Raw genomic sequence first — 26,942 nt, 5'->3', positions numbered from 1 at the left:
TGTCGTCAAATATGAAGGGGCCATTTAAGCCATTTTTATAAATAAAAAATAACAGGCAAAAAAGCGTAAAAATAAAAAGGATGTTTAGTTTTTGTTGTTTTGGCATGCAAATATAAAAAAGGCGGCATAAACGCCGCCTTTTTTAGCTTTTAAATTTAAACGTTAGTCTCGTGGTAAGTACTTGGAAGCAACAGGACCGCTAGCTCCGCCTGAGCACGCGTTGGCTTCAACGCTCCATGTTAGGTTGCGTCCTGCATCAGGGTGTGTTGGCACGTATTGGAAACAAGTATCTGCAGCAGTGCCTAGTTTGCTTGAGTCCCTTAATGTTACCTCAAGAACTGGGCCTGCTTCAACGGAGATATCCGAGACATATTGTGCGGAAACAGAAGAGAGCCCCAATGTGTCTCCACCTAAACCGGTTCCAGTGTCTGATAAAGTTCCATTTTCACTCCAATAGATTTCAATCGCTGTTTTAAATGCGCCAGAAAGAGAAGCACCCTCACCTACACGAGACTTAATAGTGTAGTCTTGGTAAGCAGGGATAGCCAAGGCAGCTAAAATACCGATAATGGCAACCACGATCATGAGCTCGATCAGGGTGAAGCCCTTTTGAGCGTTATGTTTTATTGTTTGTAGGTTTTTCATGTTGATATCCTTATTAATATGTCATAAATTTATATTGCAAAAAGTATAAAGCATTTTGTGTGCCGCTTATCTGTATTTATTAAATTATACTAATAACCTATTGATTTTGTTTGTTTAAAATAGTTTATTAATTTTTCGTCTACATCTTTCTAAAGTGTTTTACGTCACAATGTGACGCTGAAGGTCATTTTGTGCTTAAGTGTCTAAGCCTAGTTTTTTTAGTCGGTATCGTAAGGCACGAAAGGTAATACCTAGGTCTTTTGCTGCGGCTGTTTTGTTCCAGCGTGTTTTTTCTAATGCATTGACGATGGCTTCTTTTTCCAATGTGCCAAGGTAATCTTCCAATGGTGCGTCTGATGATTCGTCACTTGCATTGGGCGATGACGCTGGGGTATTGATTGAGTTAGGTATGTTATGAGGGTTTTCGGGCAGCTGTAAATCTGCCTGGTGAATAAGCCCATTTTCACATAGGGTAAATGCGCGTTCGAGTATATTTTCTAGTTCGCGTACATTGCCAGGGAAGGGGTACTTTGTTAGGGCTTTTAGCGCATTTTCACTAAGGCTTATAGTAGTATTTCCATGTTCGGTATTTAATTTTTGTAAAATATGAGTGGCGAGTTGCTGGATGTCTTCCTTGCGTTCGCGCAAAGCTGGCAAAGGGAGTTCGATGACATTAATCCGGTAATATAAATCCTGTCGAAAGCTCCCTTTTTCAACGAGTTCGCTTAAGTTTTTATGGGTGGCACACAAAATTCTGGTGTCGATCACGGTTTCAGTATCACTGCCTATGGGGCGGATGGACTTTTCTTGTATGGCCCGTAATAATTTAACTTGCATGTGTAGAGGGAGGTCGGCGATCTCATCTAAAAATAAAGTGCCACCATGAGCAAGTTGGAATAGCCCCTTTTTATCAGCGATAGCGCCGGTAAAGCTGCCTTTTTTATGGCCAAAAAACTCACTTTCCATCAGTTCATGGGGGATGGCGCCGCAGTTAATGGGGACAAAAGCTTGATTAGCCCGAGGGCCTTTTTCATGAATTAGCTTGGCAACTAATTCTTTACCGGTACCTGATTCACCACTGATATAGATGGGTGCTTGGCTGCGAGCAAGCTTTGCAATTTTGGCTCGTACGTTAGCCATCATTACAGAGTCTCCCAATAATTGATCGCGACTTCTTCGATCAACAGGTTCAACAGTATCGTTAATTTTTATGGCGGAGCTAACAAGGTTTTTTAAGCTTTTTAAGTCAACCGGTTTGGAAACAAAATCAAAGGCACCCAGCTTGAGGGCTTTGATAGCAACTTCCATACTGCCAAAAGCGGTAATAACAGCGGTGGGTGTGCTGGGGTAGTGTGTTTGTACGTGCGTAACCAGCTCTAAGCCGTTACCGTCTGGTAATTGCAGGTCGGTTAGGCAAATATCAAAAGAGTGGGTCTTTAAAAGCAGCTTAGCTTCGCTAAGGTCGTGTGCTGGTTTACTGGCGATGCCCATGCGAGACAGGGTGATTTCCAGTAACTCTAAAATGTCTGGTTCATCGTCGACAATAAGGGCGAGTGTTTGCGGCATTATCTGTTAAGAATGTTTAAATAAAAGGGTGAAGCAACTACCACCATTGGGGTTGGCTTGGTAACTTAATTTAGCATGGTTAAGCTCAGCTAGTTGACTGGAGATGTAAAGCCCAAGCCCTGTTCCTGAAGGGGATGTTGTAAAAAAGGGCTCAAAAATTTGTTCTGCTGTGGTTTCGTCCATGCCTTTACCTGCATCAGTGATTGAGATGTAAACCTGTTGATTGATAGGACTTATGCCTATCTGCATATAAATTATTTGTTGTTTGTCGACAAGTTGGCCATATTTTAGAGCGTTGCTACAAAGGTTGTCGATAATTTGTTTTAAATGGTTATTGTCAAATTGAATAGTTTTAACGTTCTGGGCAATGTTGATTTGTATAGGGGAGGTTTGCAAACCGAACTGTTCCATAAACTCTTTATCAAAATCGGCAATCCACTTGTCGAGTTTGATAGTTTCAATGCGGCTATCTTCTTGTCGTGAAAGTTGGAGTATGCTTTTTACAATACTGTTCACCCTATTGGTATGGTTATGGATAATATCGAGTAGTCGTAGGTCTTCTTTTTTAATAGAGGTGGATTCGGATAATAACTCGCCGGCATGGCTAATAGCACCGAGAGGGTTTCTAATTTCGTGTGCAATGCTCGCGGTGAGTCGACCCAGCGAAGCGAGTTTTTCTTGTTGCACCTGTAGCTCAATGGTTGAAAGGTCATCCAAAAAAATGATGTAGGCGTTGTCAGCAAGGTTGTGTAATTGGCTGAAGCGCAGCTTAGTTCGAGGTGAGTGGGCGCTTGCGGCAATATCGGCACTGCTTTGGTTAGGGTCTCTTAACCAGCGCGTAAATAATTGCCAACACTCAGGCGATATGTCTGACAAGGCTGCGCCAATAGTAATGGGGTGTTCAATGAGAGTCTTGGCAGCATCATTAGCAAGGCGTACTTTATTGTGGTGGTCAACAACGATGATGCCAGATTGAAGGTGTTTAATAATGTAATCATTTAAATGAATAAGTTCATCAATTTCTCGGCTTTGTAGCTGGGCTATTTGCTCCGATTTTTCAACGCGCTTTGCAAGTACTAACGCAAGGATTGAAATAGTGAAAAAAGAGGCGCTTAGCACGCCGCCATAGGTATAAGCGGTTTTTGCAAAAATACCGGTGAGGTCAGCATACAATTGCTCGCCAAGCACAGCGAAAGTGGCGATCGCAGCAAAAACTAAGGTGCATTGCCCGCCAGCCAATAAACCGCCAGCGGCAACGCTGACGGCGAGCAGAACCCCTAAGCCACTGGTAATGCCGCCACTAGCATGCATCAGAAAGGTTAAGAAGATAATGTCGGCAATAATTTTAAACTGTACTTGTCGCGTGTATGCAATATACGGTTTGCGAATAAAGACAGTGCTAAATAGGGTGAGTGCAAAATAAGTCAGGCTAACTGCTTGAAAGAGCCCCGGGTTGCTTTGGCCAAAAATCGAAGGCCCAGTGTGACTGGCAAATAAAGTAAAAAATGCACTAGACAATACTAATTGGTAGGCATGGAACACTTTAAGCGTTCGCCAGGCTTGTTCAGCAGGCAGGTAAAAACCGCTCCCAAATGGACATGTTTTGACGAATTCGCTTTGTTTCGGTGCAGAATGCATGGCGTAAATTTAAGTGTCTGGCTGAATTAAATTGTGAAATCTATTAGAATGGACTGGTTAAGTGACTAACAAAAATTAATCATAGAGGAATTTGAATGAATTTACATGAATACCAAGCAAAACAGGTGTTTGCTGAGTTTGGTGTACCCGTACCAGTTGGTAAGCCAGCACGTTCAGTTAAAGAAGCTGTCAATGTTGCAAAAGAGTTAGGCGGTGAGTGTTGGGTAGTTAAAGCCCAAGTTCACGCAGGTGGTCGTGGTAAAGCGGGTGGCGTTAAATTGTGTAAAGGGATAGATGAGGTAGAAGCGTTTAGCAAAAAGCTATTGGGCTCTCGCTTGGTGACGCCACAAACCGATGAAGAAGGTTTGCCTATCGAAATGCTTATTGTCGAGGAAGTTAAGCCTATCGATCGCGAGCTTTATATTAGCGCTGTGGTTGATCGTGGCACTAAACGAATTATGTTTATGGCGTCTGAAGCAGGCGGTATGGATATTGAAGAAGTGGCGGAAGAAACACCAGAGAAGATTTTATTAGCCGCCGTTGATCCTGTTGCTGGCTTACAGCCGTATCAAGCGCGCGATATAGCTTTTAAAATGGGGCTTAAAGGTAAACAAGTTGGGCAGCTGTTTAAAGTCATGTCTGGCATTTTAGCCGTTTTTTGGGCAAAAGATGCGAGCCAAGTTGAAATCAACCCACTAATTGTTAATGGTGATGGTGACTTAGTCGCACTAGATGCAAAAGTTAATTTAGATGATAACGCCGCTTATCGTAACGCCGATATGGTTGCCATGCGTGATCCGTCGCAAGAAGATGAAAAAGAGCATGCAGCACAACAACATGAGTTGAACTATATTACGTTGAACGGCAGCATTGGTTGCATGGTGAATGGTGCAGGTTTAGCGATGGCGACTATGGACTTAGTTAAATTGGAAGGTGGTTTCCCCGCTAACTTCTTAGATGTAGGTGGTGGTGCAACAGCTGAACGTGTGGCTGAAGCGTTTAAACTTATTTTGTCTGATGACAAAGTAAAAGTAGTGTTAGTGAATATTTTTGGCGGCATCGTTCGTTGTAACTTAATTGCTGAAGGTATTATTGAAGCGGTTAAAGAGGTAGGTGTTAGCGTACCGGTAGTGGTTCGTTTAGAAGGCACTAATGCCGATCAAGGGCGTCAGCTATTGAAAGATTCTGGTTTAGATATTATTGCCGCTGATGATTTAACCTTGGCTGCTAAAGCCGCTGTTAAAGCAGCATCTTAATTTAGGGGTATACGATGAGTATTTTAATTAATAAAGACACAAAAGTAATTTGCCAAGGTTTTACAGGTAAACAGGGGACATTCCACTCCGAGCAAGCAATTGCCTACGGAACAAAAGTTGTCGGTGGGGTTACGCCAGGTCGTGGTGGCGAAAAACATTTAGATTTACCTGTTTTTAACACTGTTGCTGATGCGGTAAAGGAAACCAGTGCAACTGCAACCATGATTTACGTGCCGCCTCCGTTCGCTGCGGATGCTATTTTAGAAGCTGCAGCTGCAGGTATTGAAGTGATCGTGTGTATCACGGAAGGTATTCCTGTATTGGATATGTTGAAAGTGAAGGCATCGCTTGAGCAATATGAAAACGTAGTGCTAATTGGCCCTAACTGCCCAGGTGTTATTACTCCAGGTGAGTGTAAGATTGGCATTATGCCTGGCTTTATTCATCAAGCCGGTAGTATCGGTGTGGTGTCACGTTCAGGTACGCTTACTTATGAAGCTGTTCATCAAACAACCTCTGCTGGCTTAGGTCAAAGTACTTGTGTAGGTATTGGTGGTGACCCGATTCATGGGATGAACTTTATTGACGTTATTTCACGCTTCGAAGCCGATGAGAATACCAAGGGTATTATCATGGTGGGTGAAATTGGCGGAACGGCGGAAGAAGAAGCTGCAGAATACATCAAAAACAATGTAACGAAGCCAGTTGTTGGTTATATTGCTGGTGTTACAGCGCCTCCGGGTAAACGCATGGGCCATGCTGGTGCGATTGTTTCTGGTGGTCAAGGTACCGCTGAAGCGAAGTTTGCGGCTTTAGAAGAAGCGGGTGTTCACATTGTGAAATCACCCACTGAGATGGGCGCAAAAATGAAGGAAATTTTAGGCTAACTGAGCGTTAAAATTTAAAGTAGTGCAAAAAGGGCTGTAAACTATACAGCCCTTTTTTATGCTAGTAAGAAATTAGGAATAAGCTGTTATGAAATTAGCCTTAGTACAATTTAACCCTATTGTTGGCGATTTAGTAGGCAATGCCAATCGTATCCTTGAATTTTGCCAGCAAGCGGTGAGCGAGCAGGCCCTTGCAATCGTTTTTCCTGAGTTAGCGATAACCGGTTATCCACCAGAAGACTTGCTGCTTCGAAATGACTTTCTTAACGGTGTTGAAAAACAGCTTGAACGGATATCGTCAGAGTGTCCTTTATTAACCATTGTTATTGGCTACCCAGAAAAAGGCGAAGGCGTATTATTTAATAGTGTTGCTGTTTTGCAAGCCGGTGAGTTAGTGGCCAATTACCGAAAGCAGCAATTGCCGAATTATGGTGTGTTTGACGAAAAACGTTATTTTCAGGCAGGGGCACAAGCATGTACATTTAAGTTAGGCTCAGAGGTAATTGGGCTTAGTGTGTGCGAGGACATCTGGTCATCAAGCGTCTGTGATCAGTTACGCCAGTCTGATGCAACGCTTATTCTTAATTTGAATGCGTCGCCTTTTGAGATTAATAAAGCTGAAAAACGTGAACGTACAGTATGTTCACGAGTGAAGGAAACCGGTTTGCCTATTATTTATCTGAACCAAGTGGGTGGGCAGGATGAGTTGGTGTTTGACGGTTCGTCTTTTGTAATGAATGCAGCAGGCAAGGTTGTGCAGCGCTCAGCAGCTTTTGTTGAGTCAATAAACTATATTGATTTGGACTCATTACGCAACTCAACTTTGGAGGCGAAGCAAGATGCGCAATTGCCTGAACTGGAATCCATTTATCAAGCGCTGGTTTTGGGTGTGCGTGATTACGTAACAAAAAATGGCTTTAAAGGAGCGGTATTGGGTCTGTCTGGCGGTATAGATTCTGCTTTAGTATTGGCTGTTGCGGCTGATGCATTAGGTGGTGATAGTGTCGAAGTGGTCCTCATGCCATCAAAATATACGGCCGATATGAGCAATGAAGATGCGATTAAACAAGCAGAAGCCTTGGGCGTTAAGCATCAAACTATTTCTATTGAACCTGCGGTCAACGCTTTTTCAGCAATGTTAGAACCTGCGTTTGAAGGCCTAAATGCTGACGTGACTGAAGAAAATATTCAGGCACGTAGCCGTGGTGTCGTGTTAATGGCGATTTCAAACAAGAAGCGAAAAATTCTGCTTACAACAGGCAATAAAAGCGAGATGAGTGTTGGTTATGCAACGCTTTACGGTGATATGGCCGGTGGTTTTGCGCCGATAAAGGATGTGCCCAAAATGATGGTATATGCCTTGGCTAAATATCGAAATGAACAATCGCCAGTAATTCCTGACAGAGTGATTGAGCGGCCACCCTCAGCTGAGTTGGCGCCGGATCAAAAAGATGAAGATAGCCTGCCACCTTACCCCGTGTTGGATGATATTCTTGAACGTTATGTTGAACGTGACCAGTCGAGGCGAGAGATATTGGATGCAGGTTATGAACCAGCAATTGTTGATAGAGTACTTCGGCTGGTAGAGCAAAACGAATATAAGCGGCGCCAAGCGCCGCCGGGCGTTAAAATCACCTCACGTGCATTTGGTCGCGAGCGCCGATTCCCAATGACCTCGGGCTTTAATAAGGTGCTTTTTTCTGACGATTAACGCACCTTCGGTTCAGTAGCCAGCTTATTTGTCTAACTCTAAAAACTCCCAGATTTTTTCAGAGGTTGTTTTTTCGTGCGCGTACTTAGGGTTTTCTAAAGGTGGAGTGCCGTTTGGATAGTTCAGGTCGTAAACACGTTGGGCATCAGCGGCTAGGTCGTTCATATTAATGTGCTGGTAGGCGTCGACCATTAATAATAAAGCACGAGGTACGGCTGTGGTGTTTTGGTATTGTTCAATGATATTTTTAGCGCGATTAATGGCGGCAACATAGGCTTTGCGCTTCATATAATAATTGGCGACATTTAATTCATGTAACGCTAGGTTTGATTTAAGTGCAATGATACGTTGCTTTGAATCTGCAACATATTGGCTATTGGGGAAGCGCCTAATCAATGTTGCAAAATCATCTAGCGACTCAATGGCTGCGCCAGGGTCACGTTGAGATTTATCAGTGGGTAAGTAGCGCTCTAGAAAACCGATACCTCGATTAAAATTAATTAGGCCTTTAAGGTAGTACAGGTAATCCACGTTTTTATGGCGAGGGTGAATGCGAATGAAACGGTTAGCTGTTGCAATCGCCGACTCTGGTTCGTCATTTTTGTAATAAGCGAAGGCTAAGTCAATTTGTGCTTGTTGGGCATATTGGCCAAAGGGGTAGCGAGACTCAAGCCCTTCATATAGCTCAATGGCGTTAATGTAGTTTTCATCATCCAAAGATTTTTTGGCTTCGTCATAAAAGTCCGCTGCGGACCAATTGGCCGTCTTATCGGGAGTATCTATAGGGGTAACAAGATCCATAGTGGAGCATGCGGACAAGGAGGCCAGCATAAGAATAAGGAAAGCTTTTTTAATCGATAGACGATTCATTAGAGTCATGAGTGAAATAACAAGTTATAAGGAGCTAAACGGTTATAATGCCGGAGCACATCAATTATTACAATCCTATTGGCTTGAAAACTGAACAACAAATAGAATTAATCGTCCCACCTGAAATGGCAGGGCTTCGGCTCGATCAGGCATTAGCTGAGTTATGCCCAGAGTATTCTCGCAGTCGCTTGAAAAGCTGGGTGAACAGCGGCAATATACTGATCGATAATAAAACACTGCGCCCTCGAGACAAGGTTAATGGTGGGGAGGCGGTTATTATTACGCCCATTGCCGATACGTCATTAAATATCAAAGCGGAACCGATCGCGCTTAATATTGTTTATGAGGATGAATCAATGCTGGTGGTAAATAAACCGGCCGGTTTAGTCGTGCATCCTGCAGCGGGTAATTGGGATGGCACATTACAAAATGCTCTATTACATCATGACCCTGCGCTAGAGGGCTTGCCACGAGCGGGCTTGGTGCATCGAATTGATAAAGAAACCAGCGGGTTGCTAATGGTAGCGCGCACCTTAACAGCACATAAGCTATTGGTCGACCAGTTGCAGGCACGTGCTTTTGAGCGTGAATACTTAACTGTGGTGAGGGGGTATATGACGGCCGGTGGCACAGTGGACGCACCTTTAGCGCGACACCCGACTGATCGTAAAAAGTATGCGGTTAGAGAGGGGGGCAAAGAGGCCATCACTCACTATCGAGTTGCGCAACGCTTTGCAAAACATACCTTATTAAAAGTGAACCTTGAAACAGGGCGTACTCACCAAATTCGAGTTCATATGAGTCATATAAACCACGCTATCGTTGGTGACCAAGTATATGGTGGACGTTTTAAACCCTTGGCTAATGCAAGTGAACTATTGAGTGATACTTTACGTGGGTTTAAGCGCCAAGCATTACATGCTGCCAGGTTAGGGGTGGTTCATCCGGTCACTGGTGAGCCGATTTCTTGGGAATGCGAGATGCCTGCGGATATGGCCCATTTGGTTGAAGTATTGGCGAAAGAAACCCCGGTTAAATAGGCAGTACACATGCGCTTTATTGAACCGAGTTGGCCAGCGCCAAAAAATGTCAGAGCGTTAACAACGTGTCGTTCTGGCGGCGTTAGCCAAAGACCTTGTTCAACATTTAATCTAGCCACTCATGTGGGTGATGATGCGCAAGCGGTGATTGATAATCGAGCCTTGTTAAGTGACGAGCTTAACTTGCAAGCTAAGCCTGTCTGGTTATCACAAGTGCATGGCACAACTATCGTCGAGTTGGATCAACTCCAAAAGGGACCTTGTATAGAAGCAGATGGTTCAATTTGTAGGAGTGATGCGTTTGTTTGCACGGTGATGACAGCGGATTGCCTGCCAGTCTTATTGTGTACGGAAGACGGCTTAGCCGTTGCAGCAGTACATGCTGGGTGGCGAGGCTTATTGGCCGGCATCATAGAGCAGGCAGTTGAGCAACTTGCACCAGCAGAAAAAATAATGGCTTGGTTAGGTCCAGCCATTGGGCCGGCTTGTTTTGAAGTGGGTAGCGAGGTTAAAAACGCTTTCGTTAACAAAAGCTTGGTGATGCAGCAGGGGTTTAGGCAGCTGAATGCTGATCATCATCTTGCTGACTTATATGCTTTGGCAAGAATGAGCTTATTGCAATGTGGTGTAAAAAGAATTTATGGTGGTGAATATTGTACGTATAATCAGCCCGATAAATTTTTTTCATACCGGCGTGAGCCGACAACGGGCCGAATGGCTTCGTTAATTTGGCTTCAATATTAACTTATTACCCATGACTGTATTTACTTGGATTATTTTGTTTACCATTCTTGGCGGAATGCTAAGTGTGTTAGGTGCGTCGCTGGTTCTTTTTTTACCTAAAAAGATAATCACTAGAATGTTGCCATTTAGTGTGAGTTTTGCAACGGGTGCATTGTTGAGTGTTTCTTTTGTCGGCTTAATTCCACACGCCTTAGAAGAAGTGGGGCATGAAAATTTTCACACCCTATCGATTACCATTTTGGGCGGCCTGATGTTTTTTTTCGCGTTGGAAAAAATGGTGTTGTGGCGGCATTGTCACCATGATGATTGTGAAACGCACGTGGATGTTCATGCGCACGGTCATCAGTCAGCCGGCAGTTTGATTCTTGTAGGTGATAGTGTTCACAATTTTGTTGATGGGGTGTTGATTGCAGCGGCCTTTTTGACAGATATTCATTTAGGTGTTGTGACGGCATTAGCGGTAACGACTCATGAGATTCCACAAGAAATAGGTGATTTTGCTATTTTGCTACAAAGTGGCTTTACCCGTAAAAAAGCTATTTTGTACAATGTTATTTCTAGCTTCGCAACGCTAATAGGTGGCTTGCTGGCCTATTTCTGGCTAGCAGATTTTGAACACCTTTTACCATATGTTTTAGCGTTTGCTGCGGCTAGCTTTATCTATATCGCAGTGGCAGATTTGATTCCAACGCTGCATAAACGAATTAACCTAGCAGCAGGCGTAGAGCAAATTTTACTGATGCTGTTTGGTATTGGTTTAATTGGTTGGTTACACAGCTTTATTCACTAAAGCTAAAGTTGGCACTATTGGGCTAGCTTGAAAACACTCATTTCATCCCCCATTAATTAGTTATTAAATTAATGAGGGTTAAAATATGCGAATGGATAAACTCACCAGTCAGTTTCAAGTTGCGCTTTCTGACGCACAAAGTTTAGCACTGGGTAAGGATCATCAGTTTATAGAACCGGCACACGTCTTGGTCGCTATGCTTGACCAGCAAGGTGCTAGCGTGCGTCATTTACTACAACTGGCAGGCGTCAATGTAAATCAACTACGCTCATCTTTAGGCGAAACAATTGATCGGATAGCAACGGTTGAAGGTGCAGCCGGTGACGTGCAAATGTCTAATGATTTAGGGCGTTTGCTTAATATTACCGATCAGTTGGCACAAAAGCGTCAGGATGCCTACATTTCAAGTGAGTTATTTGTTTTAGCGGCACTTGAAGACAAAGGGTCAGCAGGCAAAGCGCTACAACAAGCGGGAGCGACTAAAAGTGTTTTAGAAAAAGCGATAGATGATATACGCGGTGGTGAAGCGGTGAATGATCAAAATGCAGAAGAGAACCGCCAGGCGCTGGAAAAATACAGTATTGACCTGACGGAACGTGCAGAGCAAGGAAAATTGGATCCTGTGATTGGCCGTGACGAAGAAATTCGACGCACTATTCAAGTGTTGCAACGTCGGACAAAAAATAACCCTGTGCTGATAGGTGAGCCAGGAGTAGGTAAAACCGCTATTGTAGAAGGGCTAGCGCAACGTATTGTTAATGGCGAGGTGCCTGAAAATTTGAAATCTAAGCGTTTGTTGTCGCTAGATATGGCCGCCCTTATCGCGGGTGCAAAATTCCGTGGTGAATTTGAAGAGCGCCTAAAAGCAGTGCTTAACGATGTGTCAAAACAAGAAGGGCAAGTGATCTTGTTTATCGATGAGTTGCATACGATGGTTGGTGCCGGGAAAGGTGACGGTGCGATGGATGCCGGAAATATGCTTAAACCAGCGTTAGCACGCGGTGATTTACATTGTGTAGGAGCGACAACCTTAGATGAATACCGTCAATATATTGAAAAAGATGCCGCATTAGAGCGACGGTTTCAAAAAGTATTGGTTGATGAGCCCAGTGTAGAAGATACCATCGCTATTTTGCGAGGTTTAAAAGAACGATACGAAGTACACCATAGCGTAGATATAACCGACCCAGCTATTGTTTCAGCGGCGGTATTGTCTCACCGTTATATAACTGATCGACAATTACCTGATAAGGCGATTGACCTAATTGATGAGTCAGCGAGTCGTATTCGTATGGAAATGGACTCCAAGCCTGAATCAATGGACCGGTTAGAGCGGCGTTTAATTCAGTTGAAAATTGAACGCGAAGCGTTAAAAAAAGAAACCGATGATGCATCTATAAAACGATTACAGTTACTTGAAACTGAAATTGACCAGTTGGATAAAGAGTATGCTGATTTGGAAGAAGTCTGGAAGTCTGAGAAGGCTGCTATGCAAGGCAGTGCCCAGCATAAAGAAGAGCTCGAAAAGGTAAAGCTTGAAATGGAAACGGCTCGGCGTGCCGGTGATTTAACACGTATGTCAGAGTTGCAATATGGCGAAATTCCACGATTAGAAAAAGCAATTCAAGAGGCTGAGGAAGGCAGTGGTGAACAGGACTTTACCTTATTGAGAAACAAAGTCACCGAAGAAGAAATTGCTGAGGTTGTGTCTAAGTGGACGGGTATTCCCGTTTCCAAAATGCTTGAAGGCGAGCGTGAAAAACTATTGCAAATGGAAGCTGGTTTAAGTGATCGCGTTATTGGTCAAGAAGAAGCAGTTAAAGCAGTCAGCGATGCAATTCGTCGTTCACGAGCAGGCCTGTCAGACCCTAATCGCCCTAATGGTTCGTTTTTATTTTTAGGCCCAACAGGGGTTGGTAAAACAGAGTTATGCAAGGCATTAGCTGAGTTTTTATTTGATACTGAAGAAGCAATCGTACGAATTGATATGTCTGAATTTATGGAAAAACATTCGGTTGCAAGATTAATTGGTGCGCCTCCAGGGTATGTAGGTTATGAAGAAGGGGGCTATTTAACCGAAGCGGTTCGACGTAAACCCTACAGTGTTATCTTGATGGACGAAGTTGAAAAAGCACATGCGGATGTCTTTAATATTTTGTTACAAGTCTTGGATGATGGCCGTTTAACAGACGGGCAAGGCCGCACGGTTGATTTTCGAAATACAGTCATCGTGATGACCTCGAACTTAGGTTCAGATCGTATCCAGGAGCTAGCGGGTGAGGCTAATTATAATGAGATGAAAAGTGCGGTGATGGAAGTGGTCGGGCAACACTTTAGACCGGAATTTATTAACCGTATTGATGAGTCTGTGGTGTTTCACCCCTTGGGTCGCACACAAATTCGTGCTATTACCACTCTTCAAGTAGATATTTTACGTCAGCGTTTACAAGATAGGGACATAGAGTTGGTTGTTTCAGAAGCTGCGTTGGATAAATTAGGTGAAGCCGGTTTTGACCCTGTTTATGGTGCTAGACCCTTAAAACGTGCGATACAACAACGCTTAGAAAATGAACTGGCACAAGATTTATTGGCGGGTAAGTTTGTGCCTGGTGATGTGGTTGATATAGATGTGCAAGACGATGCTTTGGTGTTTAAGAAACGCTAAGAGGTTTTGAGATGTTGTTTAGTGGTGGTTAAAAAGGCCACTAAATCATAGTCTAACTGGCGGCACCTGTTTGATCGGTGTTCGCCAGTTGGGCAACAGTTTCAAGATTGGGTGTTTTTGTCGGCAAGCATAATGTGGCTACCTGTCATAGAACATTTTCATGATTTAGGCGGACATGTTGCTTAATTGTTTTGAAGGCTTGATTTGATAAAGGCTATTGCCGGGTATCTTTTTAGCTGCAGATTTTGCGTTGCTAGCAATAGAGACGAGATCATTTTCTGACCTAAAAAAGCCGAAATCATGCGGCCTTAATGCTCCAATAGAGATTGATAAAAGTGGATAAAACACCGGCTCAGAATTTCTATCTAACGCAGAGATTCCTCCGTTAAGAAGGTGTTCTTGAGAGTAGAACTCTGACGTTAGGGCGCTAAAGTTATTTAAAGTGGAGTTGCATCGATGCTGCCAGTCGCTGCTTTGAAAAATAATGATGAAGTCATCGCCGCCAACATGCCCTACAAAGTCAATGTCTGTATCTGCAGAATCTGTCAGCAGCTTAGCAGTTTTTCGGAGCACTTTATCGCCCTCGCCAAACCCATAGGTATCGTTATACGGCTTAAAATTATCTAGGTCAAAATAACAAATAACGATATCTTGTTGAGTTTCAATGGAGTGATTAATTCGTTGGCTGATAGGAACATTGCCAGGTAGGTTGCTAAGAGGGTTCATGTGGCGGGCAAAGGTGATTTGCATCTCGGTTATTTCTTTCAATAAATGAAGAAGTTTGCCCATGCCTTTGTAGCGGTTAGATGAGGTAATAAGAAAATCATCATGTTGTGCGAGGTTGTTTTGACTGGTGATGTGCTGACTAATTTTATTGAGTGATAAAGTAATATCTACCTTTAGCGCCTTAATGTCTAAAAAAGATAAAGCATTTTTTTTACTGTTTAATTCTTTTCCATAGCGGCTAGCATAAATAGTTAAAAACTCAGTACGCCAGATAACGCCTGCAACAGTAGCGTCGTCATTTAGGACTGGAAGCGCTGTTAGCTCAGGTGATGATTGAAAGCGCTCACCAATGTCGTAAAACTTAGTATGGGTATAAATAGGTTTGACATAAAAAAGTAGCTTTGCAGCGGTATTATCTGAACGCTCTATATTAAATTTAGGTTTGAAGTTATTTTTTCTGCTTGAAAATAACGAGCAATCCAATAACTCAGTTGGTTTGGAATTGGGGCGGGCAAAGTAAAAACCTTGTGCATAATCAATATTCATCGTATTAGCCTGTAGGTACTCACCGCGTAGCTCGATACCTTCACCTATTACTTTACAGTCAACACCTTTTGCAATATCTACAATAGACTGTACAAATTTTTGCTTGTTGATATCGTTATGAATGTCATTTAAAAAGTGACGGTCAATTTTTACGAAGTCGGGTTTAATTTCAGACCAGGTTCTTAAGCCTGAATAGCCTGCACCTAAATCGTCGATGGCGATGGAAAACCCCATATCTTGATAGTATTTGGTTGCACTTGCCATCAGGTCATAATCTTCAATAGGGTATTGCTCAGTCAGTTCAATAACCACTTGGCTAGCATCTAAATTAGAGTCTTTTATATACTTTAATGTGTGGCCATGCTGATAATCTTTTTGTAAGAGAATTTCAGGAATGGTGTTAATAAATAACCGGGCATTTAAATTAAGTTCGCCAAACCGTTGAATGCTTACTTTTCGACAAAGTAAATCTAATTCGGCAAGCCGATCATATTTAGCCGCAGCGTTAAAAAGGTTGATGGGGGAGTGTAACGGACCATCAGAGGGGCCACGAATTAAGCCTTCGTAACCATAAATTTTATTGTCTTTCATCGAAATGATTGGCTGAAAGAGCGGAGTCAGTGAGTCTGTTGCTAATATATCTAAAAGCGATTGATAGTGTAGTTTTTCATCATGTGTCATAGGTGGGGAGTATCAATCAATAATATGACAGTTGTATGACGTTCATATAACGGGGCATTATAAAAAGTTTACTGGTCGAGAAACCGCAGGCGCCTTAAGGTGGTTCAGTGCGTTACTGTTATTTTTAATAATTAGAGACAGGGTTTTCTCCGAAGCAAGTTAGAAGTAGTTTGTAAATTGTCACCGTGTTGTCATAAATATTAGGTATTCTGTAAACACTTACTTAAATGGCTTTTTTATGGAAACAATGAATGTATTGATGGTTGAAGACGATGAGGATATTGGCGAAATGCTACAACTTTCTCTTCAAACGAATAATATTGAAGTAACGTGGTGTAAAGATGTAATGAGAGCGCAAGAGTCTTTGCGAGATACGACGCCCGATATTATCTTGTTAGATTGGATGTTACCCGGAATTAGTGGGCCAGATTGGATCAAGTTTTTAAAGAATCAAGAAGAAAACAAACGTATCCCGATTATCCTGTTGACGGCACGCAGCGCGGAAGAAGATAAAGTATCGGGCTTGGAAACAGGCGCAGACGATTATGTAACCAAGCCTTTTTCTGTGCAAGAGCTCATTGCCAGAATGAAAGCGGTCTTACGACGAACCAGTACAGAAAATGAAACAGGGGTGATATCAATTGGTCCGTTGTTTATTGACCCATCGAGTCATCGAGTCACTATCAATAAGGTGGACCTGATGATGAGCCCGACAGAGTATAAATTGCTGTCTTTCTTTGCTACAAACCCCAATAAAGTGTTCTCTCGCAATCAGCTGCTTGATAATGTATGGGGCGATAATGTCTACGTAGAAGATCGTACCGTTGATGTACACATTAGGCGTTTAAGACGGATATTAGATGCTCAGGGTTGTGCAGACTTGGTTCAAACGGTAAGAGGGTTTGGTTATAAATTGGTGAACTTAAGCGCGTGAATATAAATCATAACTATGAGCGAAACACCTTTCTATTGTGGTTTTTAACAGTTGGTGTTTTGGGTGTGTTAGTCGGTTACCCCGTCGAGGTGTTGGCACTTTTTTTATTGGCTTACATTGTCTTTCAATATCGTCGGTTACAACGTTTATATAGGTGGTCTAAGAAGTCTGGTGATCATGACCTGCCGTTTGAAGATGGCTTGTTTGGTCAAATTTCGGAAGACATCTATCAATCTAAGATGCAGGGGCTGGCACAAAAAGACAGTGTTAAATACCAACTGGAACGGTTTAAAAAGTTAATTTCTGTTTTTCCAGATGGTGTGGTTATTCTTTCATTGTCTAATGAGATTAAGTGGTTCAATAAGCAAGCCTCCCGGCTACTTATTTTAAAAAAAGAAGATACCGGGCAACTGATTAATCATTTAGTAAGGCATCCTCGGTTTACGCACTTTCTTAAAAATCTCAAGAGCGATGACGCCATTGTGATCGAGGCGCCTGTAATAGACACCAGCTGGTCGGCAGAAAAGATTGAAATAAGGGTATTGCCATATGGTGACGATGAACGTTTATTGTTGATACGAGATGTCACTAAGGTTGAGCGCACGAATCAAGTGCGAAAAGACTTTGTGTCGAATGCATCGCATGAGTTAAGAACGCCGCTAACGGTCATGAAGGGCTATGTGGAAATGTTGTTGGCTTCAACCGCTGAGGATAATGTGCAAGTGGGTGCTTCGCTACGTAAAGTTGATCAGCAAGTGATTAAAATGCAAACCATGATCGAAGAGCTATTAGCGCTAAGTCGGCTAGAAGAGGGTAAAGTCGAGGCAGCCAATAGCTTGGTTAATGTGCGCAGTGTATGTGAACAAATTAAGTCCGAATTTCAGTCAGCGGCAAATGAGCATCAGCAATCATTGGTGTTTGATGTTCCATCGAGTCTTAATTTAAAGGGCAGTAAAGGTTCCTTATTAACCGTGTTGAGAAACTTGGTTGGTAATGCCATCAATTACTCTGATGAAAATGGTGAGATTCGTGTCGGCTGGGCAATCAATGAGCAAGGTCAGGGGCAGCTTTTTGTTAAAGATACAGGTCAAGGAATAGGCGCCAGACACTTATCTCGATTAACAGAGCGTTTCTACCGGGTAGCTGAAAATAATATAAAAAATAAAACTGGGACAGGCCTAGGGTTAGCCATTGTAAAACATGAGTTAGAAAGGCATGAGGCGCATCTGGTTATCGATAGTCAAGAAGGGGAAGGCAGTTGTTTTCAGTGTGTATTTCCCGCTGAAAGAATAGACCCATAAGGCTGTCATCAAACTGTCACATTGCGTTCATTATAATGCCACATACCAAACCTAAAATGATGCACAGAGTAGAGCAAACGCTTTGCCAAATATTCAACTAAATTGGAAAAAATATGAAAATGAAAAAGATAGTGGCACTAGGACTGCTTAGCCTAACGATTGGGACAGCGGCTCACGCAGCTAAAATTGAAGGCACGGGCTCAAGTTTTGCTTACCCTGCGTATACAACGTGGAGTAAAGTTTATTACGGTGAAACAAAAAACCAAGTCAATTACACACCAACAGGCAGTGGTTCGGGTATTAAAGAAGTGAGTGCTCGTCACGTTGATTTTGGTGGCTCAGACAAGCCTTTAAAATCAAGTTCTTTAGCAAAAGCAAGTTTGATTCAATTCCCAACAGCTATTGGTGCGGTGACTTTTGCATATAATGTTGAGGGCGTCAGCGGTATGAAACTAAGCGAAGCCGCTATTTCTGGCATTATGTTAGGCAAAATTACAAAGTGGAATGATCCTATCATAGCGGCTGATAATTCAGGTATTGCTTTACCAAATGAAGATATTTTGTTTGTTCACCGTAGTGATAAATCAGGTACAACCTTTGCCTTTACCTACTACTTGAGCAAAATGAACCAAGAATGGCGCGAAACAATGGGTGCTAAGAAAGTAGTGTCATGGCCGACTAAAAACCGGATTGCTGGCAAAGGTAACTTTGGAGTTGCAACGGCGATTAAAAATAACGGGTTTTCTATCGGTTATGTGGATTACGCGGATGCTAAAAAGAATGGTTTAGATATGGCTATTATTGAAAATCGCGAAGGTATATTTGTTAAGCCAGAGCCAGCAACATTCGAAGCTGCGGCAGTGTATGCAGACTTAGATCCTAAAAAGGACTTTTATGCCAATATTGCATACCCACCAAAAGGCTATCCAGTCGTGACAGCAACGTTTGCATTAGTTCCTCAAAATGGTGAAAATGCAAAAGAAGTGATCAAGTTCTTTGATTATGCATTAACCAAAAAGAACAAGCTCATTGAGTCGGTCGGTTACGTTTCCCTTCCAGATGCAGTGATTAAAAAAATCCAAGGCTACTGGGTGGAAAAAGGCTTAAAATAAGCGCAATCTTTAACACAAGTTAACTTAAAAGCCTTCTCAAGAGGTTGTTGAGAAGGTTTTTGTTTGTCCCAGAGGGCGTAATGGAATTATTTTTTAGAAAAATTGCTCAATTAAGCGCTAGCTTAGTTTTTGTTATCTTAGCGGCTACAACGCTGGTTCTTTATTTGTCAGCGAAACCGGCGATAGAAGAGTTTGGGGTTAAGTTTTTGTTTGAATCTCGTTGGGGCGAAGAAGAAAAGCTTGAGTTGTCGCCTGCCCAATTAGCCGAGTTAGAGTCATTAAAGGCGGACAAAGAGCAACCTTTAGAAGATGACTTTATTGAAGATGAAGAGGATTTTATCTTCGACGATGAAGATTTTATTACCGATGACGATATGGACTCTGAAGACAAGACCTCGAGAGAGGTTTATGGTGCATTAGTCCCTATTGTTGGTACGGTTTTCTCAACGCTTATCGCAATGTTGTTTTCAGTGCCTATAGCAATGGGCATTGCTGTTTTTCTATCTGAAATCGCGCCTGCTGCAATCGCCAAGCCTGTTGGCATAGCGATTGAGTTGTTGGCTTCTATCCCCAGTATCATTTATGGCATGTGGGGGCTGTTTTACTTTGGCCCATTCATCGCGGCTCTGTTTGGTGGAAATACAGTGTCATTGTTGGTTGCGGGGCTGGTACTTGGAATTATGGTTATACCTTTTATGGCGGCTTTAAGTCGAGATGCGATAACGACCGTGCCTGATATGCTGAAAGAGTCAGCGTATGCGATGGGGGCGACTAAATTAGAGGTTATAAAAGATGTTGTTTTTCCTTATGCGCGGTCGGGCATTATAGGCTCCATAATATTGTCATTTGGCCGAGCGTTGGGCGAAACGATGGCAGTAGCCTTTGTTATTGGGGGCGTGTATCAATTTGCCAAAAAAGTAACCGACCCGACTAACTCAATCCCAGTGGTATTGGCAAATAGCTTTGCAGAATCAAGTGGGTTGAGCTTATCTGTCTTATTTTATTTGGCGCTTATATTATTTGTCCTAAGCTTTATTGTGATAGCGAGCGCTAAATTTTACTTCTTGAGGAAAAAATAATGCGTTTAATGATGAATCGCGTGTTTATTGTCTTCTCCAGCTTGGCCGCAGTAGTGGGGTTACTTTTTTTAGGCTGGATTTTGTTCACCTTGTGCTCAAAAGGTTTGCAAGGACTCAGCTGGGATGTGTTTACAAAAGACCTGATTGAGGGAGGGTTACGTAATGTAATCGTCGGCCAAATAATGATGTCTGGTATAGCGACACTGATCGGTATTCCAGTGGGTATTCTCGCGGGTATTTACTTGCAAGAGTATGGTGGCAATTCAAAAAGTACAGAGTTTTTACGTGACCTCAGCGATGTCATGATGTCGGCGCCTTCGATTGTTGTGGGTACATTTGTTTATGCAATTGTTGTTGTGCCTACGGGGCATACCAGTGGTTGGGCCGGTGTTTTAGCGCTGTTTATCTTAATGGTACCTATTATTGTTAGGACAACAGACGATATGTTAAACCTTGTGCCGACAGAACTTCGCGAAGCAGGTATCGCCATTGGCGCATCTAAGTACCATGTGACGATGAACATTGTCGTGCGTTATGCCAAGGCCGGTATTTTAACGGGTATTTTGTTAGCTTTTGCTCGGGTAGTGGGGGAAACGGCACCTTTGATTTATACCAGTGGTTCGAGCGAATTTTGGTCAACAGACTTAACGAGCACATTCCCGTCGTTAACAGTGTCTATCTATAACCTTGCAACAATGCCAGACGATAAAATGATTCAGTTAGGCTGGACAGGGGCCTTTTTGTTAACGGCAATGGTATTAATAATTAATTTGCTTGGCCGTTATGCTAGCAATAAAAAGAGAGCAAACTAATGAAGAATATGATGGAAGTTAAAGACTTAACGTTTACTTATAGTGGTGCAAGTGAACCATCGCTAAAAGCTATTTCGTTGCCAATTGAAAAGAATAAAGTAACCGCGTTAATCGGCCCTAGCGGCTGTGGCAAATCGACTTTGCTACGTGGTATGAACCGTATTCATGATTTATACCCTGGTCATCGCTATGACGGTGTTATTAACCTTTTGAATGGAGATAGCAAAACGTACACAAATATTTTAGACCTGAAAAAAGAAGCAGAATTGATTCGGTTACGCCAACGAGTCGGTATGATTTTTCAAAAACCAACACCGTTTCCAATGACGATTTTTGAGAATATTGCTTATGGTTTAAGACTTTCTGGCGTTAAAAAACGCGCCGAGCTTCAAGAGGTGGTGGAGCAGTCTTTACGTGATGCGGCCTTATGGGATGAGGCGAAAAACCGATTGGGCCATGATGCACGTGGTCTGAGTGGTGGTCAGCAGCAACGCTTATGTATTGCACGGGCGATTGCATTAAAACCAGAGGTTATTTTGTTTGATGAGCCCACCAGTGCGTTAGACCCTATTTCAACCTTAGCGATTGAGGAAATGATTTCTGTTCTTCGTGAGCAATATAGTATCTGCATCGTGACACATAATATGCAGCAGGCGGCGCGCATTTCAGATTACACAGGGTTTATGTATTTGGGTGAAATGATTGAGTACGATGAAACAAAAACCATTTTTATGAAACCATCACAAAAGCAAACTGAAGACTACATTAGTGGTCGATTTGGCTAAGGGGGCAATATGACTACAGGGGAACATATTTCACACAAGTTCGATGAAGACGTTGAAGAGGTGACGACCAGTGTGCTGAACATGGGTGGTTTAGTGGTTCAGCAAATTGAAAAGTCGGTTAAGGCGCTATTGGCGGGCGATAAAGAAATGGCGGAAGAGGTCATCGAGGATGACTTGAAGGTGAACACGTTTGATGTTGACATTGATGAAATGTGCAACAGTATTATCGTAATGAGGCAGCCTACGGCAACGGACTTGCGTTTGATAATGGCTATTATCAAAACAACCAGTGATCTAGAAAGAATGGGCGATGAGGCAAAGCGTATTGCTAGGCAAGCGATTGATATTTCTAAACGGGGCGCCTTCCCTGAACAGTTTGATAGCATCGAGCAGATGTCGACCCGTGTGATAGGCATGCTGAACAAGGCATTAGACGCGTTCGCACGTCGAGATGTTGATGAGTCGTTTAATGTCATTCAAGTCGATAAAAAAGTGGATAAGGATTATGAAAATTTGGTCCGCCAACAAATCACTTATATGATGGAAGATCCGAGAAAAATTCCGGTAGCAATTGATCTATTATGGTCATCACGAGCTTTAGAGCGCATTGGTGATCGTGCTTGTAATATTTGTGAATACGTTATTTACCTTGTTAAAGGCAAAGATGTTAGGCACGTTGAAGTAAAAGAGTTAGAAAAACACTTGTAAACTAAATGATTGTCTACGTTTTAAAAGCCCGCCTTATGGCGGGCTTTTTGTTGTGAAAAGGCAAAAAACAACAATTGTCATCTGGCTGTCACACCATTGTCATTTAGCCCCTTTAATATGCGCCCGAGTTAAAGATATTTATTAAATAACAAGGGATTAAAAATGAAACAAACTAAATTATCTGTGGCGATTAAAGCGACATTATTGGGCGCTTCAATTGTATTGGCACCGGCTTCATTTGCGGTGGATAAGGAATTATTAGACATCTTAAAAGCTAATGGTGCTATTACAGAAGATCAGTATACAGAGCTGTCTATGTCAAACATGATGAATAAGCAAAACAAACCTTCAGACGAAATGCTTAAGAAAATGGCATGGGCAGGTAAGCTTAAAGTGAAGGGTGATTTACGATTACGCCAAGAGTTTCGTAATGATACAAATGGTTCTTCAAAGCGTGAAGACCGTCAGCGCTATCGCGCGCGTATAGCCGTAGAAGGTCAAGTGACTGATACAGTAACCGCAGGTGTCAGAATGGCCTCTAATGGTGGCGCAACCTCCACGAATGAGACATTAGGTGATGGCTTTGAAAATGATACGGTTTACTTTGATAGGGCGTATATTAATTGGACGCCTCTTAGTGGCTTAGATTTGATGGGTGGTAAGATCAAACAACCATGGGAGCAGGTATCTGGTGGCCTTGTATGGGATGGTGATGTAAACCCAGAAGGTGGTGCAGCTCGTTACACAGCTAAATTGGCGGGTGCAGAAATTATAGGGTCAGTTGGTCACTTTGTCTTAGATGATATTGATGGCTATAGCTTTGACGAAGATCAAACGATGCGCTATGGACAATTGACTGCTAAATTTAATGTGGCAGGTGCTAAAGCGATGTTAGGTGGAAGTATTTATGATTACGATGCAAACAAAGCAGGTGCCTTTACAAGTGGCGGCGGTAATGATTCAACAAAATATAGTCTGCAAGAAATATTTGGTTCACTTAATATTAATGCCGGTTTGCCTCTAACAGTTTATGGCCAGTATGTTGTAAATGGTGATGCAGATGGCTTAAACGATGGTGAAGACACCGCATGGTTGTTAGGTGTTGAAACTAAAATGGGTCGCTGGAAAGCCAGTTATGATTATCGTGAAACAGAGTTAAACGCTGTAAACGGCGCTTTTAATGATTCTGACTTCGCGGGTGGACGTACCGACTCTGAAGGTAATCGCTGGAAGTTATCGTACAAGATTGATAAAAATTTCAGTGTTGGAACAACCTATATAGACTCTGAAGTTGGCCAATTAAACGGTGATTTAGATTCAGATATATGGCAAATTGACCTAAAAGCTAAATTCTAGCGTTATGCTTTGATCAGCAGTGCCTTAATGGCATTTGCGCAATAGTTTTATAAGCCCAGGCATTCATGTCTGGGCTTTTTTTTGTGATGTGGAAACAATAGTTTTGGCAATACTGGTCAGATTGATGCAAAATGCCGACATTCTTTCTAAATTAAATATTAATAAAAATATGGCTTCTAAAAACTATATTACCGGCCTGTTTGGTACTTCTCCAGTGGCGCCAATACAGGAACATATGGCACTTGTTGACGAATGTGTTTCTAAATTAGTCGATTTGTTTGAATTCATGAGCAAAGGGGATACAGAATCGGTAGAAAAAGTGTATCACCAAATTGCTGAGTTAGAGCAAGACGCCGATGATAAGAAGCACTTTCTTCGTGAGCATTTGCCGACGGGCTTATTTATGCCTATTGCACGTCAAGACTTGTTGGATGCATTGCGTGTGCAAGACTTATTAGCAAACCGTGCCAGAGATATAGCCGGTATTGTTGTTGGTCGCCAACTTAAGTTTCCAGAGCAAGCAAGTAAACGCGCTATTGAGCTGGTGAGAGCGACAGTCGAAACGTGTCATCAAGCATTGAAAGTGGTCAATGAGCTAGATGAGTTGGTAGAAACGGGTTTTAGAGGCCACGCGGTGCATGTGGTTGAGGATATGTTGACCGAGTTAGATAATTTGGAGTCGGCTACGGATCGGATTCAGGTTGATTTGCGTGCTGATTTGTTTGCGGTCGAAAAAGAGTTATATGCGGTAGATGTGATGTTTATGTATCGGATTATAGAATCTATTGCCGATATTGCCGATGATGCTGAGCGTGTCGGTCGTCGCTTTCAATTGATGTTGGCTAAATAAGGGGAAGGGACAATGGATTACGGAACTACTTATTTGGTATTAGCGATTGTTTTCGGCCTATTTATGGCGTGGGGCATTGGTGCGAATGATGTGGCGAATGCGATGGCAACATCGGTTGGCTCTAAAGCGATTACTATTAAACAGGCTGTTATTATTGCAGCCATTTTTGAATTTTCAGGGGCTATTTTAGCGGGTGGGCAGGTTACCTCTACGATTCGAAAAGGAATTGTCGATGTTAGCGATTTGGGTGCAACCCCCGAGATTTTGATTTTTGGTATGCTCGCAGCGCTACTGGCAGCGGGAACTTGGTTACTGGTTGCTTCATTTAAAGGCTGGCCAGTTTCAACAACGCATTCGATTGTTGGCTCTATTGTCGGCTTTGCGATTGTAGGTATGAGTATGGATGCGGTGTACTGGGGCAAGCTCGGTACAATCGTGATGAGCTGGGTCACCTCTCCATTATTGGCGGGGGCTATTTCATATATGTTATTTAGGTCAGTTCAAACGATTATTCTAGATACAGAAAAACCGTTCGAAAACGCTAAGCGTTATGTTCCTTATTATGTCTTTTTGGTTGGCTTTATGCTCACATTGGTCACCATTATGAAAGGCTTAAAACATGTGGGACTAGATTTATCCATGACAGACTCGATTGCGGTAGCACTGGGTTTTGGTGTGCTAACAACGATATTAGGTAAGTATTTAGTGAGTCGTGTAAAGTTTGATGCGAGCGCGGACCGTGATTTCCATTATGCAAACGTCGAAAAAATATTCGGCTCCTTGATGGTTATTACCGCTTGTGCAATGGCCTTTGCACATGGCTCAAATGATGTGGCAAATGCTATCGGCCCATTAGCGGCAATTAATAGTATTATTGATACCGGTGAGTTATCACAGAAATCGGCCTTACCAATGTGGATACTCTTAGTCGGAGGTGTTGGTATTGTATTGGGTCTGGCAATGTATGGCCGTAAGGTTATTGAAACAGTTGGCTCGAAGATTACCGAATTAACACCAAGCCGTGGGTTTTGTTGTACTATCTCAGCGGCTTCAACAGTTGTGTTAGCCTCAGGTATGGGTTTGCCTATCTCAACAACACACACAATGGTGGGGGCGGTTTTAGGTGTTGGTATGGCGCGCGGTATTTCGTCACTTAATATGAGTGTCGTTCGTGGTATTTTTATGTCTTGGATTATTACCTTGCCGGTTGGCGGCGTGCTGGCAATTGTTTTCTTCTTCATGCTCAAAGGGATTTTTGCTTAGGAGCTTGCTTTCTTTATGAAGGAGAAAAGTTTTAGCAGATAGGGCAAACAGGCACGGATGAATAGATAATAAGCGTGTTTTTGCGTAGAGCACGCTTGTTTTATGGGAGAGCTTCGCCATAAACGTATTTTATCTGCTAAAGTTTCATTGTTACCTTGCCGATTATTGACGGTATAAATGAGAATTAAATAAGGGAAGAGTTTTGGATTTAGCGACGTTAATAGGTTTTGTGGGTGGTTTGGGCATTATTATTGCCGCCATTGCAACAGGCGGAGATATCATGATGTTTGTTGATGTGCCGTCTGTTTTGATCGTAGTAGTTGGCACCTTCATGGTGACTTTGATGCAGTTGTCGATCTCGGAATTTTTGAGTTCGTTTAAAGTGGCTATTAAAGCCTTTATGAATAAAAATGATAACCCTGTTGATCTCATCAAGCAGGCAGTGGAGCTGTCTGATGTGGCCCGTAAAAATGGACTGTTGGCGTTAGAAGATCAAGAGGTGGATAACGAATTCCTCAAACGAGGCTTGAGTCTTTGTGTAGATGGTCATGACGCAGCGATGGTGCAAAAGTTATTAGGTCGAGATATGGACTTAGCGATTGGTCGCCATGAAGTTGGTCAGAATATGTGGAAGGCGGTCGGTGATATGGCGCCAGCGATGGGGATGATTGGAACCTTGGTTGGCTTGGTGCAAATGCTCGCAAACATGTCTGATCCAGCGGCAATTGGTCCGGCAATGGCCGTGGCCTTACTAACCACTTTGTATGGTGCGGTTATCGCTAATGCGTTTGCATTGCCGATGTCGGCTAAATTGGCGGGTATTAGCCATAATGAGCGACTCAATAAAGTATTAATTTTAGAAACCATTCAAAGTATTCAAGAAGGTATGAACCCACGTGTTTTAGAAACGTTGCTCAAAACGTATTTACCTGAAAGTCAACGATCGTCAGTGGGTGAGCCTGAAGAGGTCGAATAAT

23 protein-coding genes are annotated in these 26,942 nt (G+C 42.7%); 18 read left to right on the top strand and 5 right to left on the bottom strand.

The genetic code is table 11. From position 1 onward, the window contains the following. Positions 1-162: 162 nt before the first annotated feature. From CPC19_RS11655 to CPC19_RS11645, 3 genes are all read right to left on the bottom strand, one after another. Entirely contained in the window at positions 163-645 is a 483-nt protein-coding gene (locus CPC19_RS11655; protein ID WP_016391004.1) for a prepilin-type N-terminal cleavage/methylation domain-containing protein, read from the bottom strand. Positions 646-840: 195 nt separating this feature from the next. Further along, positions 841-2,211: a sigma-54 dependent transcriptional regulator gene (locus CPC19_RS11650; RefSeq protein WP_016391003.1), complete on the bottom strand. Its 1,371-nt coding sequence runs from the start codon at positions 2,209-2,211 to the stop codon at positions 841-843. Positions 2,212-2,217: 6 nt separating this feature from the next. Beyond that, positions 2,218-3,849, bottom strand: a complete 1,632-nt coding sequence (locus CPC19_RS11645) for a PAS domain-containing sensor histidine kinase (protein WP_016391002.1) — start codon at positions 3,847-3,849, stop codon at positions 2,218-2,220. A gap of 95 nt (positions 3,850-3,944) precedes the next feature. Between CPC19_RS11645 and sucC the strand changes: the two genes are divergently transcribed. The 3 genes from sucC (at position 3,945) to CPC19_RS11630 (ending at position 7,703) form a co-directional block, all read left to right on the top strand. Beyond that, positions 3,945-5,105, top strand: coding sequence for an ADP-forming succinate--CoA ligase subunit beta (sucC, locus tag CPC19_RS11640; RefSeq protein ID WP_015005108.1), 1,161 nt, complete (start codon positions 3,945-3,947; stop codon positions 5,103-5,105). A gap of 14 nt (positions 5,106-5,119) precedes the next feature. Then, positions 5,120-5,992: a succinate--CoA ligase subunit alpha gene (gene sucD / locus CPC19_RS11635; RefSeq protein WP_016391001.1), complete on the top strand. Its 873-nt coding sequence runs from the start codon at positions 5,120-5,122 to the stop codon at positions 5,990-5,992. 88 nt (positions 5,993-6,080) lie between these two features. Further along, positions 6,081-7,703, top strand: coding sequence for an NAD+ synthase (locus CPC19_RS11630; protein WP_015005110.1), 1,623 nt, complete (start codon positions 6,081-6,083; stop codon positions 7,701-7,703). A gap of 24 nt (positions 7,704-7,727) precedes the next feature. On the opposite strand, the gene CPC19_RS11625 is transcribed toward CPC19_RS11630, so the two are convergent. Further along, positions 7,728-8,504, bottom strand: coding sequence for an outer membrane protein assembly factor BamD (locus CPC19_RS11625; protein ID WP_015005111.1), 777 nt, complete (start codon positions 8,502-8,504; stop codon positions 7,728-7,730). Between the two features lie 116 nt (positions 8,505-8,620). Here CPC19_RS11625 and rluD point away from each other — a divergent pair, with 116 nt between their 5' ends. From rluD to clpB, 4 genes are all read left to right on the top strand, one after another. Further along, complete coding sequence (gene rluD / locus CPC19_RS11620) at positions 8,621-9,613, top strand: 23S rRNA pseudouridine(1911/1915/1917) synthase RluD (protein ID WP_015005112.1); 993 nt, start codon at positions 8,621-8,623, stop codon at positions 9,611-9,613. A gap of 9 nt (positions 9,614-9,622) precedes the next feature. Beyond that, positions 9,623-10,357 (top strand): peptidoglycan editing factor PgeF, encoded by a 735-nt coding sequence (pgeF, locus tag CPC19_RS11615; RefSeq protein WP_016391000.1) that lies wholly within the window; start codon positions 9,623-9,625, stop codon positions 10,355-10,357. 10 nt (positions 10,358-10,367) lie between these two features. Further along, the gene (locus CPC19_RS11610; protein ID WP_015005114.1) at positions 10,368-11,147 is read left to right on the top strand and encodes a ZIP family metal transporter; all 780 of its coding nucleotides are present in this window, start codon (positions 10,368-10,370) and stop codon (positions 11,145-11,147) included. An 85-nt stretch (positions 11,148-11,232) separates the two neighbouring features. After that, the gene (gene clpB, locus CPC19_RS11605; protein WP_016390999.1) at positions 11,233-13,812 is read left to right on the top strand and encodes an ATP-dependent chaperone ClpB; all 2,580 of its coding nucleotides are present in this window, start codon (positions 11,233-11,235) and stop codon (positions 13,810-13,812) included. Between the two features lie 165 nt (positions 13,813-13,977). Here the strand turns inward: clpB and CPC19_RS11600 are convergent, their stop codons facing one another. Next, a complete protein-coding gene (locus CPC19_RS11600; RefSeq protein WP_016390998.1) occupies positions 13,978-15,765 on the bottom strand; it encodes a GGDEF domain-containing protein in 1,788 nt (595 codons plus the stop codon). 238 nt (positions 15,766-16,003) lie between these two features. Between CPC19_RS11600 and phoB the strand changes: the two genes are divergently transcribed. From phoB to pomA, 11 genes are all read left to right on the top strand, one after another. Continuing rightward, a complete protein-coding gene (gene phoB, locus CPC19_RS11595; protein WP_035851106.1) occupies positions 16,004-16,699 on the top strand; it encodes a phosphate regulon transcriptional regulator PhoB in 696 nt (231 codons plus the stop codon). Further along, positions 16,696-18,000 carry a phosphate regulon sensor histidine kinase PhoR gene (gene phoR, locus CPC19_RS11590; protein WP_016390996.1) on the top strand — a complete coding sequence of 435 codons (1,305 nt, stop codon included), beginning with the start codon at positions 16,696-16,698 and terminating at the stop codon, positions 17,998-18,000. The genes phoB and phoR overlap by 4 nt, the downstream gene beginning before the upstream one ends. Before the next feature lie 113 nt (positions 18,001-18,113). After that, positions 18,114-19,112 (top strand): phosphate ABC transporter substrate-binding protein PstS, encoded by a 999-nt coding sequence (pstS, locus tag CPC19_RS11585; protein ID WP_015005119.1) that lies wholly within the window; start codon positions 18,114-18,116, stop codon positions 19,110-19,112. Between the two features lie 80 nt (positions 19,113-19,192). Further along, positions 19,193-20,191 carry a phosphate ABC transporter permease subunit PstC gene (gene pstC / locus CPC19_RS11580; protein ID WP_016390995.1) on the top strand — a complete coding sequence of 333 codons (999 nt, stop codon included), beginning with the start codon at positions 19,193-19,195 and terminating at the stop codon, positions 20,189-20,191. Next, entirely contained in the window at positions 20,191-21,003 is an 813-nt protein-coding gene (gene pstA, locus CPC19_RS11575; protein ID WP_015005121.1) for a phosphate ABC transporter permease PstA, read from the top strand. The genes pstC and pstA overlap by 1 nt, the downstream gene beginning before the upstream one ends. Continuing rightward, positions 21,003-21,788, top strand: coding sequence for a phosphate ABC transporter ATP-binding protein PstB (pstB, locus tag CPC19_RS11570; RefSeq protein WP_015005122.1), 786 nt, complete (start codon positions 21,003-21,005; stop codon positions 21,786-21,788). Before pstA ends, pstB begins: the two co-directional genes overlap by 1 nt. A 9-nt stretch (positions 21,789-21,797) precedes the next feature. Continuing rightward, the gene (phoU, locus tag CPC19_RS11565; protein ID WP_016390994.1) at positions 21,798-22,496 is read left to right on the top strand and encodes a phosphate signaling complex protein PhoU; all 699 of its coding nucleotides are present in this window, start codon (positions 21,798-21,800) and stop codon (positions 22,494-22,496) included. Positions 22,497-22,658: 162 nt separating this feature from the next. After that, positions 22,659-23,852 (top strand): putative porin, encoded by a 1,194-nt coding sequence (locus CPC19_RS11560; RefSeq protein ID WP_016390993.1) that lies wholly within the window; start codon positions 22,659-22,661, stop codon positions 23,850-23,852. A gap of 124 nt (positions 23,853-23,976) precedes the next feature. Beyond that, the gene (locus CPC19_RS11555; RefSeq protein WP_015005125.1) at positions 23,977-24,702 is read left to right on the top strand and encodes a TIGR00153 family protein; all 726 of its coding nucleotides are present in this window, start codon (positions 23,977-23,979) and stop codon (positions 24,700-24,702) included. Between the two features lie 12 nt (positions 24,703-24,714). Then, complete coding sequence (locus tag CPC19_RS11550) at positions 24,715-25,965, top strand: inorganic phosphate transporter (RefSeq protein WP_016390991.1); 1,251 nt, start codon at positions 24,715-24,717, stop codon at positions 25,963-25,965. 202 nt (positions 25,966-26,167) lie between these two features. Continuing rightward, positions 26,168-26,941 (top strand): flagellar motor protein PomA, encoded by a 774-nt coding sequence (gene pomA / locus CPC19_RS11545; RefSeq protein ID WP_015005127.1) that lies wholly within the window; start codon positions 26,168-26,170, stop codon positions 26,939-26,941. Position 26,942 lies beyond the last annotated feature (1 nt).

The organism is Cycloclasticus sp. PY97N (assembly GCF_002443175.1).
Lineage (GTDB): Bacteria > Pseudomonadota > Gammaproteobacteria > Methylococcales > Cycloclasticaceae > Cycloclasticus > Cycloclasticus pugetii.
The sequence above is the reverse complement of the archived record's forward strand: the minus strand, read 5'-3'. Positions and strand labels throughout refer to the sequence as shown.